The 15,892-nt window shown below is 62.6% G+C and carries 16 protein-coding genes, 1 tRNA gene and 1 pseudogene; 14 read left to right on the top strand and 4 right to left on the bottom strand.

Annotated elements, in window-relative coordinates:
* Positions 1 to 57: 57 nt before the first annotated feature.
* The 5 genes from hpf (at position 58) to ACFPTO_RS12180 (ending at position 4,069) form a co-directional block, all read left to right on the top strand.
* Complete coding sequence (gene hpf / locus ACFPTO_RS12200) at positions 58 to 417, top strand: ribosome hibernation-promoting factor, HPF/YfiA family (protein ID WP_377711591.1); 360 nt, start codon at positions 58 to 60, stop codon at positions 415 to 417.
* Between the two features lie 358 nt (positions 418 to 775).
* On the top strand, positions 776 to 1,231 hold the full coding sequence (ptsN, locus tag ACFPTO_RS12195; protein WP_293038017.1) for a PTS IIA-like nitrogen regulatory protein PtsN: 456 nt from the start codon (positions 776 to 778) through the stop codon (positions 1,229 to 1,231).
* A gap of 147 nt (positions 1,232 to 1,378) precedes the next feature.
* Entirely contained in the window at positions 1,379 to 2,347 is a 969-nt protein-coding gene (gene hprK, locus ACFPTO_RS12190; protein ID WP_293038015.1) for an HPr(Ser) kinase/phosphatase, read from the top strand.
* Between the two features lie 154 nt (positions 2,348 to 2,501).
* Positions 2,502 to 3,395, top strand: coding sequence for an RNase adapter RapZ (rapZ, locus tag ACFPTO_RS12185; protein ID WP_293038013.1), 894 nt, complete (start codon positions 2,502 to 2,504; stop codon positions 3,393 to 3,395).
* Between the two features lie 38 nt (positions 3,396 to 3,433).
* Positions 3,434 to 4,069: an LON peptidase substrate-binding domain-containing protein gene (locus tag ACFPTO_RS12180; RefSeq protein WP_377711590.1), complete on the top strand. Its 636-nt coding sequence runs from the start codon at positions 3,434 to 3,436 to the stop codon at positions 4,067 to 4,069.
* Between the two features lie 27 nt (positions 4,070 to 4,096).
* Here the strand turns inward: ACFPTO_RS12180 and mutY are convergent, their stop codons facing one another.
* Positions 4,097 to 5,236: an A/G-specific adenine glycosylase gene (gene mutY, locus ACFPTO_RS12175; protein ID WP_377711589.1), complete on the bottom strand. Its 1,140-nt coding sequence runs from the start codon at positions 5,234 to 5,236 to the stop codon at positions 4,097 to 4,099.
* A 15-nt stretch (positions 5,237 to 5,251) separates the two neighbouring features.
* Entirely contained in the window at positions 5,252 to 6,091 is an 840-nt protein-coding gene (gene mutM, locus ACFPTO_RS12170) for a bifunctional DNA-formamidopyrimidine glycosylase/DNA-(apurinic or apyrimidinic site) lyase (protein WP_377711730.1), read from the bottom strand.
* Positions 6,092 to 6,202: 111 nt separating this feature from the next.
* Between mutM and ACFPTO_RS12165 the strand changes: the two genes are divergently transcribed.
* The 8 genes from ACFPTO_RS12165 to hisC all read left to right on the top strand — a co-directional run bounded on the left by ACFPTO_RS12165 (position 6,203) and on the right by hisC (position 13,538).
* On the top strand, positions 6,203 to 8,044 hold the full coding sequence (locus tag ACFPTO_RS12165; RefSeq protein WP_377711588.1) for a tetratricopeptide repeat protein: 1,842 nt from the start codon (positions 6,203 to 6,205) through the stop codon (positions 8,042 to 8,044).
* 115 nt (positions 8,045 to 8,159) lie between these two features.
* Positions 8,160 to 8,756, top strand: a complete 597-nt coding sequence (gene lolB, locus ACFPTO_RS12160; RefSeq protein ID WP_293038076.1) for a lipoprotein insertase outer membrane protein LolB — start codon at positions 8,160 to 8,162, stop codon at positions 8,754 to 8,756.
* A 29-nt stretch (positions 8,757 to 8,785) separates the two neighbouring features.
* Positions 8,786 to 9,688 (top strand): 4-(cytidine 5'-diphospho)-2-C-methyl-D-erythritol kinase, encoded by a 903-nt coding sequence (gene ispE, locus ACFPTO_RS12155; RefSeq protein WP_377711587.1) that lies wholly within the window; start codon positions 8,786 to 8,788, stop codon positions 9,686 to 9,688.
* Positions 9,689 to 9,741: 53 nt separating this feature from the next.
* Positions 9,742 to 9,818, top strand: a tRNA-Gln gene (locus ACFPTO_RS12150).
* Between the two features lie 69 nt (positions 9,819 to 9,887).
* Complete coding sequence (locus ACFPTO_RS12145; protein WP_377711729.1) at positions 9,888 to 10,844, top strand: ribose-phosphate pyrophosphokinase; 957 nt, start codon at positions 9,888 to 9,890, stop codon at positions 10,842 to 10,844.
* Positions 10,845 to 11,009: 165 nt separating this feature from the next.
* Complete coding sequence (locus ACFPTO_RS12140) at positions 11,010 to 11,615, top strand: 50S ribosomal protein L25/general stress protein Ctc (protein ID WP_296653085.1); 606 nt, start codon at positions 11,010 to 11,012, stop codon at positions 11,613 to 11,615.
* A 138-nt stretch (positions 11,616 to 11,753) separates the two neighbouring features.
* On the top strand, positions 11,754 to 12,359 hold the full coding sequence (gene pth / locus ACFPTO_RS12135) for an aminoacyl-tRNA hydrolase (protein WP_377711586.1): 606 nt from the start codon (positions 11,754 to 11,756) through the stop codon (positions 12,357 to 12,359).
* 111 nt (positions 12,360 to 12,470) lie between these two features.
* Complete coding sequence (gene hisC / locus ACFPTO_RS12130; protein ID WP_377711585.1) at positions 12,471 to 13,538, top strand: histidinol-phosphate transaminase; 1,068 nt, start codon at positions 12,471 to 12,473, stop codon at positions 13,536 to 13,538.
* A 73-nt stretch (positions 13,539 to 13,611) separates the two neighbouring features.
* Here hisC and ACFPTO_RS12125 read toward each other — a convergent pair whose 3' ends face one another.
* Positions 13,612 to 13,869 carry a YfhL family 4Fe-4S dicluster ferredoxin gene (locus tag ACFPTO_RS12125; RefSeq protein ID WP_293034375.1) on the bottom strand — a complete coding sequence of 86 codons (258 nt, stop codon included), beginning with the start codon at positions 13,867 to 13,869 and terminating at the stop codon, positions 13,612 to 13,614.
* 184 nt (positions 13,870 to 14,053) lie between these two features.
* Between ACFPTO_RS12125 and ACFPTO_RS12120 the strand changes: the two are divergent.
* Positions 14,054 to 14,125 (top strand): annotated as a pseudogene (locus ACFPTO_RS12120) (YfhL family 4Fe-4S dicluster ferredoxin); the annotation flags it as partial.
* 102 nt (positions 14,126 to 14,227) lie between these two features.
* Here the strand turns inward: ACFPTO_RS12120 and ACFPTO_RS12115 are convergent.
* A complete protein-coding gene (locus ACFPTO_RS12115; RefSeq protein WP_377711584.1) occupies positions 14,228 to 15,727 on the bottom strand; it encodes a sensor domain-containing diguanylate cyclase in 1,500 nt (499 codons plus the stop codon).
* Positions 15,728 to 15,892: the final 165 nt, after the last annotated feature.

The raw sequence follows: 15,892 nt of genomic DNA, 5'->3' as shown, positions 1-15,892 counted from the left end.
GTCGACCGGCATAGCCGCGCTTCACGCGCCAAGCGGCCAATAGCCTGGAGAAGCACTATGAATCTCAAGATCAGTGGACACCATCTCGAAGTAACGCCAGCTTTGCGAGAATACGTGATCACCAAGCTAGACAGGGTGCTAAGACATTTCGATCAGGTAATCGATGGCAATGTGGTCCTCTCGGTCGACAACTACAAGGAAAAGGATAAGAGACAGAAGGTTGAAGTGAGCCTTCATCTGAAGGGCAAGGACATTTTCGTGGAAAGCGCGAACGGCGACATGTACGCGGCCATCGATCTGCTCGTCGACAAGCTCGACCGCCAGGTCGTCCGCCACAAGGACCGTCTGCAAGGCCACCAGCACGATGCACTGAAGTACCAGGAAGCCGCGCCGGCCGCCGAAGCTCCGCCGCAATGATCGCGGTGAGTTTCATCTGCGATACTCACCGATGAGCGATGCTCACCAGCAGACGGCGAACCGGCCGCAAGCACGAGCCGCCCTGAAACGGGCGGCTTTTTCGTGTGCGCAGCACAGCGAATGGTTCGATCAGGTGCAACCCTGCGCAAGAGGTTGCACGTATGCGCGGCGCATCGCACCATCGGCCCGTATGCTTGCACTATAATGATCCAGTCGTATTTGGGGCGTATCGCCCTACGGTCCCGGCACCGGCTTCGTCGCGAAAATCACATGCACTACGGAGACGCGGGGCTCGGCGCCGGATTTCGGGCCGCATGCCGAGGTAATAAGCATCCAGGCCACGTTTTCGCCTGCCAATATGAATCGTTTAGCCAAAATACTGCCTGTCGAGAACGTCGTCGTCGGCCTGTCCGTCACCAGCAAGAAGCGCGTCTTTGAACAAGCCGGCCTGATCTTCGAAAATCAGAACGGCATTGCCCGCAGCACCGTCACCGACAATCTCTTCGCGCGCGAGCGCCTGGGTTCCACGGGACTTGGCGAAGGGGTCGCCATTCCGCACGGCCGCATCAAGGGCTTGAAGCATCCGCTCGCCGCGTTCGTGCGCCTCGCCGAACCCATCCCGTTCGAAGCGCCCGACGGCCAGCCCGTCTCGCTCCTCATCTTCCTGCTCGTGCCCGAACAGGCCACGCAGCAGCACCTTGAAATCCTGTCCGAGATCGCACAATTGCTGTCGGACCGCGAAGCGCGCGAGCGTCTGAATACGGAACAGGAACGCGAAACGTTGCATCGCCTGCTCACCCAGTGGCAACCTTGAGGTAACGCGCCGCATCGCGTGCCGGTCCCGTGGGCGAAACGCCCCGGGTAACGGACACTTGCAGGCCCTTGCGGTCCCGGCCAGCGGCAACGCCCGGCTCAGGCCGGGCGCGGATCATAACGGTGTCACTCGCGGAGTCATGGATTCATGGATACTTCCAGCATCAACGCCCAAAGCATCTTCGACGACAACGCCACCACGCTGAAGCTCAGCTGGCTGACGGGGCACGAAGGCTGGGAACGCGGCTTTTCCACCGAGACGGTGGCGACGGCCACGGCGAGCGCTGACCTCGTCGGCCACCTGAACCTGATCCACCCGAACCGCATTCAGGTGCTGGGCGAAGCCGAAATTCAGTACTACCAGCGCCAGACCGATGAAGACCGCTCGCGCCACATGGCCGAGCTGATCGCGCTCGAACCGCCGTTCCTCGTCGTCGCCGACGGCATGACTGCGCCGCCCGAGCTGGTCCTGCGCTGCACGCGCTCGTCGACGCCGCTCTTCACGACGCCGATGTCGGCGGCAACGGTCATCGACAGCCTGCGCCTTTACATGTCGCGCATCCTCGCGCCGCGCGCGACGCTGCACGGCGTGTTCCTCGACATTCTCGGCATGGGCGTGCTGCTCACCGGCGATTCGGGCCTCGGCAAGAGCGAACTGGGCCTCGAACTGATCAGCCGCGGCCACGGCCTCGTCGCCGACGACGCAGTCGATTTCGTGCGCCTCGGTCCCGATTTCGTCGAGGGCCGCTGCCCGCCGCTCCTGCAGAACCTGCTGGAAGTGCGCGGCCTCGGTCTGCTCGACATCAAGACGATCTTCGGCGAAACCGCCGTGCGCCGGAAGATGAAGCTCAAGCTCATCGTGCAACTGGTGCGCCGCCCGGACGGCGAGTTCCAGCGGCTGCCGCTCGAAAGCCAGACGGTGGACGTGCTGGGCCTGCCGATCAGCAAGGTCACGATCCAGGTGGCGGCGGGCCGCAACCTCGCCGTGCTCGTCGAGGCCGCCGTGCGAAACACGATCCTGCAATTGCGCGGCATCGATACGCTACGCGACTTCATGGACCGCCAGCGCCTCGCGATGCAGGACCCCGACAGCCAGTTCGCGGGCAAGCTGATCTGACGCGCGAACACCCGCGAACGCCCGCGAGGCTTGCTTCTCGCGGATGTTCGCCGGTGTTCGCGGGTTTTCGTATCACGTACTGCACGCCCGCCCTGTCATCACGGCCGCGCGGGTCCAATGCTATGATGGGCCAATCGGGTCCTTCTGCTTTTCCATGCGAATCATCCTGATCACCGGTATCTCAGGCTCCGGCAAGTCGGTGGCGCTCAATGCGCTCGAAGACGTCGGCTACTTCTGCGTCGACAACCTGCCGCCGCGCCTTCTGCCGCAGCTCGCGCATTATCTGACCGACGACGGTTACGATCGCCTCGCCGTCGCGATCGATGCGCGCTCGAGTTCGTCGCTCGACGACATGCCGCAGATGATCCGCGACCTCTCACACGAGCACGATGTGCGCGTGGTGTTCCTCAACGCGAGCACGCAATCGCTGATTCAGCGCTTTTCGGAAACGCGCCGCCGCCACCCGCTTTCCGGCTCTGCCGCACACGACGCAAACGTTGGCATGCTGAAGTCGCTCGAAGAGGCCATCGAGCACGAACGCGAACTCGTCGCGAATCTCGCCGAGTTCGGCCACCAGATCGACACGAGCAACCTGAGCGCCAATGCGTTGCGCGCGTGGGTCAAGGCGTTCGTCGAGAGCACGCGCGGCTCGCTCATGCTCACCTTCGAATCGTTCGGCTTCAAGCGCGGCGTGCCGCTCGACGCGGACCTCGTGTTCGACGTGCGCACACTGCCCAATCCCCACTACGACGCCCGTCTGCGTCCGCTCACGGGCCTCGACCAGCCCGTGATCGACTTCCTTCGCGCACAGCCGGCCGTCCACGAAATGATCGACGATATCTACGGATTCGTCGCCAGGTGGCTGCCGCATTTTCGTGCGGACAACCGCAGCTATCTCACCGTGGCGATCGGCTGCACGGGCGGCCAGCATCGCTCGGTTCACATCGCCCAGACGCTCGCCACGCGCTTTGCGGGCGAATCGAACGTCATCGTACGTCACCGCGATGCCCCACTCGATGTTGGAGAATCGTCCCGGCTGATCGCCTAACCGGCCCGCGTGCGGGCCTTGACCGAAAGCGCTGCGCCATGTCCTCGTCCCCTGCCGTGCTCGCCGAATTGCCGTTGTTTCCCCTTCATACGGTGCTCTTTCCAGGCGGCCTGCTGCCGCTGAAGATCTTCGAGGCGCGCTACCTGGACATGGCAAGCGAGTGCCTGCGCGAGAAGACGCCGTTCGGCGTGTGCCTGCTCAAGAGCGGCGCCGAAGTCGCGCAACCCGACGAAATCGCAGTGCCCGAAACGGTCGGCTGTCTCGCTGAAATCGAGCAGTTCGACGTCGAGGCATTCGGCATGCTGCTGATCCGCGCGCACGGCACGCGGCGGTTTCGCCTGCTGTCGCATCACGTCGAAACCGACGGCCTGCTCGTCGGCACCGCCGAGCTGCTGCCCGACGACATCCCGATGGAAGGCAGCGATCGGCTTGCGCGTTTCGGCGCATGTGCGGAGGTGCTCGAACGCATCATCGCGACGATGCGCGAACGCGATCCGGACAGCGTGCCGTTCGCCCAGCCGTTGTGCCTGAACGATCCCTCGTGGGTGTCCAATCGCCTCGCCGAAGTGCTGCCGATCGCGCTGCGCGCGCGCCAGAAGCTCATGGAACTGCCCGACGCCGGCGCGCGCATCGACGTCGTGCATCACTACATGCAGCAACATCAGTTGCTGTAATTCTGTAATTCGCTCGATCCGCGCGCGTCAGATCAGCGAACCGCGCAGCCCGTCGAGCAGCTTGCGCACTGGCGCGGGCACGCCGAATGCGTCGATCTCGCCCAGCGCGACCCACGCGGTTTCTTCATCGGAAAGCTCAAGCGCGGACGATGCGCCGCCATCGCGAGCCAGCTCGATCACACGCGGCTCGATTTCAAGCTTGAAGTGCGTGAACGTATGCGAGAACGGCGCGAGCGGCGACACTGCGCCCGCCGCGCCGAACGACTGTGCACGCGCGGCGACCGCCGCTTCGCCGTCGGCTTCGGGCAGGCTCCAGAGGCCGCCCCAGATGCCGCTCGGCGGACGCTTTTGCAGCATCACCGTATCGCCGTCGAGCAGGACGAGCATCCACGTACGGCGCGTGGGCACCGTCTTCTTCGGGCGCGCCGCGGGCAGTTCGCGCTGGCGCCCCGTCGTATTCGCGACGCAATCCGCCGCGAACGGGCAGCGCGCGCAATCCGGCTTGCCGCGCACGCACAGCGTCGCGCCGAGATCCATCAGTCCCTGCGTATAGGCGCTCACATCCGCATTGCTCGCGCCGTCGTTCGGTACGAGCGAATCGGCGAGCGTCCACATCGCGTTCTCCACGCGCTTGTCGCCCGGAAAACCCTCCACGCCGAACACGCGCGCAAGCACGCGCTTCACGTTGCCGTCGAGGATCGTTGCACGCGCACCGAATGCGAACGACGCGATGGCCGCCGCCGTCGAACGGCCGATGCCGGGAAGCTCGGCCAGTCCCTCGACCGTGGACGGAAATTGCCCGCCATGCTCGTCTGCAACCGCCTGCGCGCATCGATGCAGATTGCGCGCCCGCGTGTAGTAGCCGAGTCCGGCCCACCGCGCCATCACGTCGTCGAGTGGCGCGCGCGCAAGCGCCTCGACGGTGGGAAAGCGTTCGAGAAATCGTGCGTAGTACGGAATCACAGTGCCGACCTGGGTCTGCTGCAACATGATTTCCGAAAGCCAGATGCGATACGCATCGCGCGTGTTCTGCCACGGCAGGTCGTGGCGGCCGTGCTCGCGCTGCCACGCGATGAGGCGCGGCGCGAAACTCGCGCGCAGTTCCGCGGGATAGTCGGCGAGCTGTTCGGTGAGATGCGTGCCGGATGGCGGCGAAGAAACGTACATGAAATAGCCGGTGAATCAGCGCTGGCAGCGCGGACAGAAATAAGTGGACCGCTGGCCCTGCACGATCTGCCGGATCGGCGTGCCGCACACGCGGCACGGCTGGCCCGCGCGGTCGTAGACGAAATACTCGAGCTGGAAATAGCCGCTTTTGCCGTCGCTACCGACGAAGTCGCGCAATGTGCTGCCGCCTTTTTCGATCGCCGAAGCGAGCACGGCGCGCACGGCATCCGCAAGCAGTTCGTAACGCGCGAGCGATACGCGGCCCGCGGGTGTGGTCGGACGAATACCCGCACGAAACAGGCTCTCCGATGCGTAGATATTGCCGACACCCACCACGATGTCGCCCGCGAGCAGCGCCTGCTTGACGGAAACCTTGCGGCCGCGCGTTTCGCGATAGAGCAGCGCGCCGTCGAATACCGGCGTGAACGGCTCGATGCCGAGCTTCGCCAGCAACGGATGGCCGAGCACGTCGCCCGCCTCGCGCGGATGCCAGAGCACCGCGCCGAAGCGGCGCGGATCGCGAAAGCGCAGCGTAAAGTCGTCGAAGAGCCAGTCGACGTGATCGTGCTTTTCCGCTGCGAGCAGTTTGGCCCCCGTTCCGCCATTCCGGAGCACGCGCAACGTCCCGGTCATGCCGAGGTGGACGATGAACCAGCCCTCCTCCACTTCGAACAGGAGATATTTTCCCCGGCGGCCCACGGAACGGATCGTGCGGCCGCGTAGCATGCGCGCGAGCGCGGGCGGAACCGGCCAGCGCAGCGCGGGATTGCGCACCTCCACGCGCTCGATGCGGCGGCCCGCGACCCAGGGCTCGATTCCACGGCGGGTAACTTCAACTTCCGGCAATTCGGGCATGTCTAACGTCTTGACCAGATGATGTTCGGAGTTGGTCTGCAACTTGCGTCGTCGTTGTGCGCGTATTGTAGCCAGCGCGTTACAATCGACCGAAACATTCGACCGAAATCCATGGAACTGTCTTTCGTAAAACTGTTTGCGAAGCGCCCGGCCCCTTGCGCGCCACGCCTGCCTTCCACCATCGGCGTCCGCCTGATCGGCGCGGCGGTGGTCGCGGCCTGGGCGTTGACCACGTCGAGCGCATATGCACAGGATCCGGCCCCCGACACGGACGACACGTCCGTTTCGATCCCGGACGCATTCGGCCCGGAAACGCCCGATGAGATGAAAGATCTGCCCGACACGCCGCTGTCGAGCCAGATACTGTTCCAGGTTCTCGCCGCGGAAATCGCGCTCCAGCGCGACCAGCCGGCACCCGCTTATCAAACGTACCTCGCACTCGCGCGCGACACGCACGATCCGCGCATGGCGCAGCGCGCGACGGAAATCGCGCTTGCCGCGCAAAGCCCGTCCGACGCGCTGAACGCCGTCCAGCTCTGGCAGCAGTACGCCCCCGATTCGGAGCGCGCCGCGCAGCTCGACGCATCGTTGCTCGTGCTGTCCGGCCGTCCCGAAGACGCCGCGCCGCTGCTCGCGCGCGAACTGGCGCACGTGCCCGCGGAGAATCGCGGACCGGCGCTCGTCTCGCTGCAGCTCCTGCTTTCGCGTGGACCGAACCGCATAGGCGCTCTGGCGGTGCTGAAGGATCTGCTGAAGGACGACATGAACCGGCCCGAGGCGCAACTTGCGATCGGCCGCCAGCAACTGCTCGCCGACGATCTGCCCGGCGCGCGCAAGTCGTTCGAGCAGGCGCTCACGCTCAAGCCTGGCTACCTGCCCGCGGCCTTGATGCTCTCGCAGATGGGGCCTGAAGAGCGCAGCGAGGGCATCGCGGCGATCGAGAAATTCGTGCAGCAGAACCCGAAGTCGCGTGAAGGACGGCTCGCACTCGCGCAGACCTACCTGGCCGCCGACCGCCTCGACGACGCGCAAAAGCAGTTCGAAATCTTGCGCAAGGACGGTCCGAAAGACCTGATGCCGCTGATGGCGCTCGCGCTGATCAACGTACAGCAGAAGAAGTTCGAGTCCGCGCAAAAGTATCTGACGCAATACGTGCAGCTTGCGGAAAAGACGCCGAATGCGGACCCGGGCCAGGGCTACATCTACCTCGCGCAACTTGCCGTCGAACAGAAGGACGACGCCGCGGCGCAGAAGTGGCTCGACAGGATCAGCACAACGAGCCAGCAGTATGTTCAGGGGCAGATCGCGCGCGCGCAGCTGCTCGACAAGGAAGGCAAGACCGACGACGCGCGGCGCCAGCTCGCGAGCATTCACGCCGACGATCCGCACGACCAGGCGCTGATCGCACGCACGGACGCGACGATCCTGTTCGACGCGAAGCGCTATCCGGAAGCGGAAGAGCGGCTCGCGAAGGCCGTGGGCGATTTCCCGGACGACGCCGATCTCGTCTACGACTACGCGATGACGGCCGAAAAAACCGGCCATTTCGACGTGATGGAAGCGCAGTTGCGCAAGCTCATCAAGGCGCAGCCCGACAACCCGCAGGCGTACAACGCGCTCGGCTATTCGCTCGCGGATCGCAATCTGCGCCTGCAGGAAGCGGACAAGCTGGTCGAGAAGGCTTCGGCGCTCGCGCCCGACGACGCGTTCATCATGGACAGCGTGGGCTGGGTGAAATACCGCCTCGGCGACAACGCCGACGCCATCAAGCTGCTGCGCAAGGCGTACAGCATGCAGCCGAACGCCGAGATCGGCGCGCACCTCGGCGAAGTGCTGTGGAAAAACGGCGACCAGGACGGCGCGCGTGCCGCATGGCGCGAGGCGCACAAGCTCGAACCCGATAACGACACGCTCCTGAAGACGCTCAAGCGCTTCCAGGTGAACGATCTCTGATATACCGCCTGCCCCGCTGATGCCTGTGTTGAAACCTGCGTTGAAACTTGCGTTGACACCCGATACCCGACCGACTTCCGGCCCCGCCGTATTTCATTCGTTCTACAACCGCCTCGTGCGGCGCCCTGCGCTCAGCGTAGCGGCGTCGGCGCTGCTCGCGCTCGCGGGTTGCGCCACGCAGCCGCCGCACCAGCCGTCCACGTCGAACGCCACGACGTCGCTCACGACGCAGACGAACCGCGCCTGGCACGGCCGCTTCGCCGTGCAGTACGTCGACCAGTACGGCCGCCCGAACAACGCCTACGGCAACTTCGACATGCGCGAAGCCGACTCGACGGTGACGCTGCAACTGCGCAATCCGCTCGGACAGACGATGGCGATCGTCACGTCGTCGCCGGCGCAAGCGACGCTCGAATTGCCGAACCGGCAGCCGCTCACCGCCGACAACGTGTCGACCCTGATGCGCCAGGCGCTCGGTTTCGCGCTGCCGGTCGAGGGCCTGCGCTACTGGCTGCAGCCTTCGGTCGCGCCGACTTCCCACGCGTACACGAAAGCGGATCCGCAGGATCCGTCACGTCTCGCACAAATCGAGCAGGACGGCTGGACCATCGACTACATGGCCTATGCCGATGCGCCCGCCACCGGCGTGAAGCGCCTTAACCTCACGCGCGACAACCCGCCGCTCGCGATCAAGCTGGTGCTCGACCAATAAACCGGGCGGGTCCGTCCGTCACACGCATCATGACCGAAACTCAAGACTCGCTGCGCGATTGCCTCGCGCCCGCGAAACTCAATCTGTTCCTGCACATCACCGGCCGCCGCGCGGACGGCTATCACAACCTGCAGACCGTGTTCCAGTTGCTCGACTGGGGCGACACGCTGCACTTCAAGCGCCGCAATGACGGCCGCATCACGCGCACGACCGAAGTGGACGGCGTTCCCGTCGAGCAAGATCTCACCGTGCGCGCGGCGATGCTGCTCAAGCAGCACGCGGGCACGCAGGAAGGCGTCGAGATCGACATCGAAAAGCGTCTGCCGATGGGCGCAGGCCTCGGCGGCGGCAGTTCGGACGCGGCGACGACGCTGCTCGCGCTGAACCGCCTCTGGAAACTTCATCTGACGCGGGGCGAACTCCAGGCGCTCGCACTGAAGCTCGGCGCGGACGTGCCGTTCTTCGTGTTCGGGAAAAACGCGTTTGCAGAGGGTGTTGGCGAAGCACTGGAAACTGTACAATTGCCCCCTCGTCATTTTTTGGTTGTGACGCCGCAGGTACATGTTCCGACTGCCGCGATTTTTTCGGAAAAATCGTTGACACGAGATACGAAGCCCTGCACAATAGCAGTCTTTCTTGCGCAGCAAGCAACGCAAAACGGATGGCCAGACAGTTTCGGCCAAAACGATATGCAGGCGGTTGTCGCAGGAAAATACGCGGAAGTAGCGCAGGTGTTGAAGTGGTTTAGCGGTATCGAAACCAGCATCACGCCAGCGCGGATGACCGGATCGGGCGCGAGCGTTTTTGCAGCGTTTTCCAGCCGGGCCGAAGCAGAAGCGGTGCAAGCCGAACTGCATGAAGCCCAACCGGCGTGGAGAAGCGCGGTGACATCGAGTCTTGATACCCATCCTCTCTTCGCTTTCGCGGCATAGATTTAGCCTCGCTGAACGGCCCTACCCGTACAGCGAAGCGCAGAGTTAAGTGTAGGGGAGTCGCCAAGTTGGTTAAGGCACCGGATTTTGATTCCGGCATGCGAGGGTTCGAGTCCTTCCTCCCCTGCCAAGTATTCCTGCAGCAACGCCTGCAGATATCTAGTAGTTCCTCTCGCCCCAAGTCCGCAGCAGGTGCATGATGAGCAGCCATGACGGCCTGATGGTTTTTACTGGCAACGCAAATCCCGCGCTTGCACAGGAAGTCGTCAAGATCCTCGGTATTCCCCTCGGTAAGGCTATGGTTAGCCGCTTCTCCGACGGTGAAATCCAGGTCGAAATCCAGGAAAACGTACGCGGCAAGGACGTCTTCGTCCTGCAGTCCACCTGCGCGCCGACGAACGACAACCTGATGGAATTGATGATCATGGTCGATGCGCTCAAGCGCGCATCAGCAGGCCGGATCACCGCAGCGATCCCCTACTTCGGCTATGCCCGTCAAGACCGCCGCCCGCGTTCGGCGCGCGTCGCCATCTCGGCGAAGGTCGTGGCGAACATGCTGGAAATCGCCGGCGTCGAGCGGATCATCACGATGGATCTGCACGCCGACCAGATTCAGGGCTTCTTCGATATCCCGGTCGACAACATCTACGCCACGCCCGTGCTGCTCGGCGATCTGCGCAAGCAGAACTACGAGAACCTGCTGGTCGTGTCGCCGGACGTCGGCGGCGTGGTGCGCGCCCGTGCGCTCGCCAAGCAGCTCAACTGCGACCTCGCGATCATCGACAAGCGCCGCCCGAAGGCGAACGTCGCCGAAGTGATGAACATCATCGGTGAAGTCGACGGCCGCACCTGCGTCATCATGGACGACATGGTCGACACCGCCGGCACGCTCTGCAAGGCTGCGCAAGTGCTCAAGGAGCGCGGCGCGAAGAAGGTGTTCGCTTACGCCACACACCCGGTTCTCTCGGGTGGCGCAGGCGAGCGTATCGCCGCCTCGGCGCTCGACGAACTCGTTGTTACCGACACCATTCCGCTCGGCACCGAAGCACGTTCGTGCGCGAAGATCCGCGCGCTTTCGAGCGCCGGCCTGCTGGCGGAAACCTTCTCGCGTATCCGTCGCGGCGACTCGGTGATGTCGCTGTTCGCGGAAGGTTAAGAGATTCGCGTCAAGGCGCGGCGTTCGCAAGAAAGCCGCGCTTTTGACGTAATCAGCGCAAGCGGACGAAGGTTTGCGCTGTATTGTTTGGGGCCTTCAGGCAGCTAATTTGCCGGAAAGGCCCCGTTTTACTGCCTGGTCGCGGGCAGTGCATAGGAGAAAAACATGAAAGTCGTCGCTTTCGAGCGCAACCTGCAAGGTACGGGTGCGAGCCGCCGCCTGCGCAATGCTGGCAAGACCCCTGGCATCGTTTACGGTGTCGGCGTCGAGCCGCAGATGATCGAACTCGATCACAACGCGCTGTGGCACGCCCTGAAGAAGGAAGCCTTCCACTCGTCGATTCTCGAACTCGAAGTGGCCGGCAAGTCGCAGCAAGTCCTGCTGCGCGACGTGCAATACCACCCGTTCCGTCAGCTCGTGCTGCACGTGGACTTCCAGCGCGTCGACCCGAACAAGAAGCTGCACACGAAGGTGCCGCTGCACTTCATGAACCAGGAAGAAAATCCTGCCGTGAAGCTGTCGGGCGCGATCATCTCGCACGTCGTGAACGAAATCGAAGTGATCTGCCTGCCGACCTCGCTGCCTGAGTTCGTCGAAGTCGACCTCGCCAAGATCGAAGCTGGTCAGACGCTGCACGCCAAGGACATCGCACTGCCCGCAGGCGTGACGCTCGTCGCGCACGTGGAAGCGGAAAACCCGGTGATCGTCTCGGCGACGGTTCCGGCCGGTGCCGTGGCGGCAGCCGAAGGCGAAGAAGCAGCAGCCGAGTAAGCTGCGGCGACAAGCCGATATCCTCTCGATCCGTTTCAATGAAACGGTCGACGTAACCCGCCGCGGTTTGCCCCGGCGGGTTTTTTTTCGCGCTTTTTCTCGTTTTTTCGCGCATTTGATCGCATTGGGCAACAGCACATGATCAGGTTGATCGTCGGACTCGGCAATCCAGGCGCCGAATACACCGCGACGCGCCACAACGCCGGGTTCTGGTTCGTGGACCAGCTCGCGCGCGAAGCCGGCACGTCGCTGCGCGACGAGCGGCGCTTTCACGGCCACTACGCACGCGCACGGCTTTTCGGCGAGGAAGTGCATCTGCTCGAGCCGCAAACCTACATGAACCGCTCGGGACAGTCGGTCGTCGCACTCGCGCACTTCTTCAGGATCCTGCCAGACGAGATCCTCGTCGCGCACGACGAACTCGACCTGCCGCCCGGCGCCGTCAAGCTCAAGCTCGGCGGCGGCAGCGGCGGGCACAACGGCCTGAAGGACATTTCCGCGCATCTGTCGACCCAGCAGTACTGGCGCCTTCGTATCGGCATCGGGCATCCGCGTGATCTGATTCCGGAAAGCACGCGCGCCGGCGCCAAGCCCGATGTCGCGAACTTCGTGCTCAAACCGCCGCGCAAGGAAGAGCAGGATGTGATCGATCGGTCGATCGAGCGCGCGCTCGTTGTGATGCCGACTTTCGTGAAAGGCGAAACGGAACGTGCAGTCATGCTGCTGCATCGCAATGGTAGTTGAGCGTGTTGTTTGGGGACCAGAGTAGGCGCTGAAGCGCTAACTCTGATCGACTGCTGTGCATGGGACCAGAGTAGGCGCTGAAGCGCCAACTCTGGTCGACAGGAGAGCATCTTGAGTCGTTACTGGAGTGACATCGTCCACCGCCTCGTGCCCTACGTGCCGGGCGAACAGCCCGCACTCGCGAAGCCGGTGAAGCTCAACACCAACGAGAATCCGTATCCGCCGTCGCCGCGCGTGCTTGAGGCAATCCACGCAGAACTCGGCGAGCACGCAGAATCACTGCGCCGCTATCCCGATCCGGTCTCAAAGCGCCTGCGCGCCGTCGTCGCTGCGCATCACGGGCTGAACGCCGATCAGGTGTTCGTCGGCAACGGCTCCGACGAAGTGCTCGCGCACGCGTTCCAGGCGCTGCTCAAGCACGACTTGCCAATCCTCTTTCCCGACATCACCTACAGCTTCTACCCGACTTACGCACGGCTCTACGACGTGCAGTACCGCACGGTGCCGCTCGACGATGCCTTCGCGATCCGTATCGAGGATTACGCGCAACCCAACGGCGGCGTGATCTTTCCAAATCCGAATGCGCCGACCGGCCACGCACTGCCGCTTGCGCAAATCGAAAAGCTCGTCGCGGCAAACACGGAGTCGGCGGTAGTGATCGACGAAGCCTACGTCGATTTCGGCGCCGAATCGGCAATCGCGCTCATCGACCGCTATCCGAACCTGCTCGTCGTGCACACGACGTCGAAGTCGCGATCGCTCGCCGGCATGCGCGTCGGTTTCGCGTTCGGCCATCCCGATCTGATCGACGCGCTCAACCGGGTGAAGGACAGCTTCAACTCGTATCCGCTGGACCGTCTGGCGCAAGCGGCCGCTGCCGCCGCCTACGAAGACACCGAGTGGCTGCACACGACAAGCGCCCGCGTGATGGCAAGCCGGCAAAGACTCACCGCGGCGCTCGCGGAACTGGGTTTCGACGTCGTGCCGTCGGCGGCGAACTTCGTGTTTGCGCGCCATCCGTCGCACGATGCAGCCGCCATCAGCGCAAAGCTGCGCGAGCAGGAAATCTTCGTACGCCACTTCAACGCGCCGCGCGTGAACCAGCATCTGCGCATCTCGATCGGCACCGACGCTGAATGCGAGAAGCTCGTCGACGCACTAAAAGGCATCGTGAAGTAACGCGAGCGTCAGCCCCGAAAAAGAAAACGCGCCTATAAGGCGCGTTTTTTCATGTCGCAAGCAGAAACAGCGCTCAGCCTTTCTTCGCCGCCATCAGCGCGTGGTACTTCTGCATCAACTGCTCGGGCGACTCGACATGCGCAGGGTCGCGCGGAATGCAGTCGACCGGGCACACCTGCTGACACTGCGGCTCATCGAAGTGGCCGACGCACTCCGTGCACTTGTTCGGATCGATCACGTAAATTTCCGGGCCCATCGAAATCGCATCGTTCGGGCACTCAGGCTCGCAAACGTCGCAGTTGATGCACTCGTCGGTAATCATCAGGGCCATACTTCCACCAACTTTGCTAGAAAAAACAATACATTATAGCTTTTCAGCCTTCCGCACGGTCGCGCAAAATTCCCCGAAAGCCATGTTTTTGAGTTGCGGCTGAGTTGCACAGGTGTTGCCGATTTTGCAGCGCGCAAAGTCCAGATAGCACGCCAGGCCATGAGCAACAAGACGTTTTCCGCACAATTGCGACGTATGCGAGCCTGAGTGCCCGAACGACGCGATTTCGATGGGCCCGGAAATTTACGTGATCGACTGGATGCCTTATTGCCCCAGGCTGGAATGATCCGGCCCCAGCGCAGCTCCGGGCAACGAGCACGATTGTGCGACGTTCGCGCAGCCTCCTGTCCAGTGTGATTTAAGAAACTCGACCCGAAATTAACCCTCGTGATACAGCCCGCTGCGGCTCAATGTGTTGGGGCATCACCATATTGCGGCCAGCAGCCTTAGCTTCATAAAGCCTCTGGTCGGCCCGATGGAACAACTGCTCCGAATTCACGCCGGAGGACGTGTTCCTCCCGTCAAAGGTCGCAACGCCAATGCTTACGCTCAAGGTTCCTTTTGGCCCGGTGACGTGCAGCTGGTTTGTTTCAAGTACCGCCTGACGAATCGCCTCCGCAACTTGAACCGCACCAGCCAGTTCGGTATTTGGTAGCAGTACACAGAATTCTTCACCGCCGTAACGCCCTGCGAAGTCTCCCGGACGACGGATGTTCTTGAAAATGCAATGCGCGACGTTTTTTAGCGCATTGTCTCCTGCAACGTGCCCGTAGTGGTCGTTAAATTCCTTGAAGTAGTCAACATCCAGCATCAATACGGATAGCTGCTGCTTGCTTCGTCTCGCGCGTCTCCACTCAACATCAAGCGCGATGTCCAGCGCGCGTCGGCTGCCAAGACCCGTGAGGCTATCGGTGTCGGCAAGTACTCGGAGCTGCTCTTCCATCTTGAGCCGCATGTGAAATTGCTTCGCAAACCCAACGGCCATCATGATACCGAGCACATCGAGCACACCGGTGATGATGCCAATAGCCCACGCACGCTGTCGCCACTGAGCATAGATGTCCCTGGTCCCTAGTCCCACGACGACAATCAAAGGGTATTTCCCGATATGCTTGAAACCGTACAGGCGCCTATCGCCGTCCAACGCAGCAGTACCGATGAAGCAACCCTTGTTTCCCTGAAGGAGCGGCTTGAACGACGCGGCACTCGCGATGCTACGCCCTATCTCCTGCTCGTGATAAGGTCGCCGCATCAGGACCGTACCATCTGTTCTTAGCAGGGTAATCGAGCCATGGTCGCCGAGCGTCATGCCTTCAAACAATCGTCGGAAGTAGTTCAGTCGAAGCGTTCCGACGACGACGCCAGAAAATTGGCCTCGCGCATCCTCAACGCGGCGACTTAGCGCGATTGACGGCTCATTGCCCAAGCTTAACGTCGGCTTGGTGATATACAGTCCGGCATTCGCAGCTCGCTGTTGAACGTCGAAGTAATCACGGTCGCGGAAGTTAGCCTTTCGTGGGGGCACCGACCGCGAATCGATTATGACGTCGCCCGCCGCGTTCGTAACCAGCAGCGAGCCCAGATCTTGGGCGTTGCTTGACCGATCGAACAGAACAAGCTGGCGAGTATCTGACGTCAAGCCAAATATGTTCGGGTTCTTTACGCCATCCACAACCGCTTGCATCGAGAGTTCATAAATCTCGATATTCCGCTCAATGTCACGTTCCAAAATGGCAGAAAGGTTCTCTACAGCGTCCTTCGCCCGCGCCAACGCGTCTTGCCGCATTTCGTACAGCACCAGTGAAATGAGACACGCGACGGCCAGCGCAACCGTTATGGCGGCTCCGATGAGCAGCACAGGGCGCACAAGCAAGGACCCCGCGAACCTCGTCGCCGGCATACATCCCCCATCTCAGATTTCGTGTTTCATGGATACCCGCTGGGCTGGGTATCGCTGCCAGCCCCGTATTCTAGCGGCGAACCATTGGCTATACTTTGCTGGGTCTATGCGCCCCCCATTATT

It is taken from the genome of Paraburkholderia denitrificans (genome assembly GCF_042655705.1).
GTDB classification, from domain to species: Bacteria; Pseudomonadota; Gammaproteobacteria; order Burkholderiales; family Burkholderiaceae; genus Paraburkholderia; species Paraburkholderia denitrificans.
Note: the sequence above shows the minus strand (reverse complement) of the source record. Positions and strands in the feature narration are given on the sequence as shown.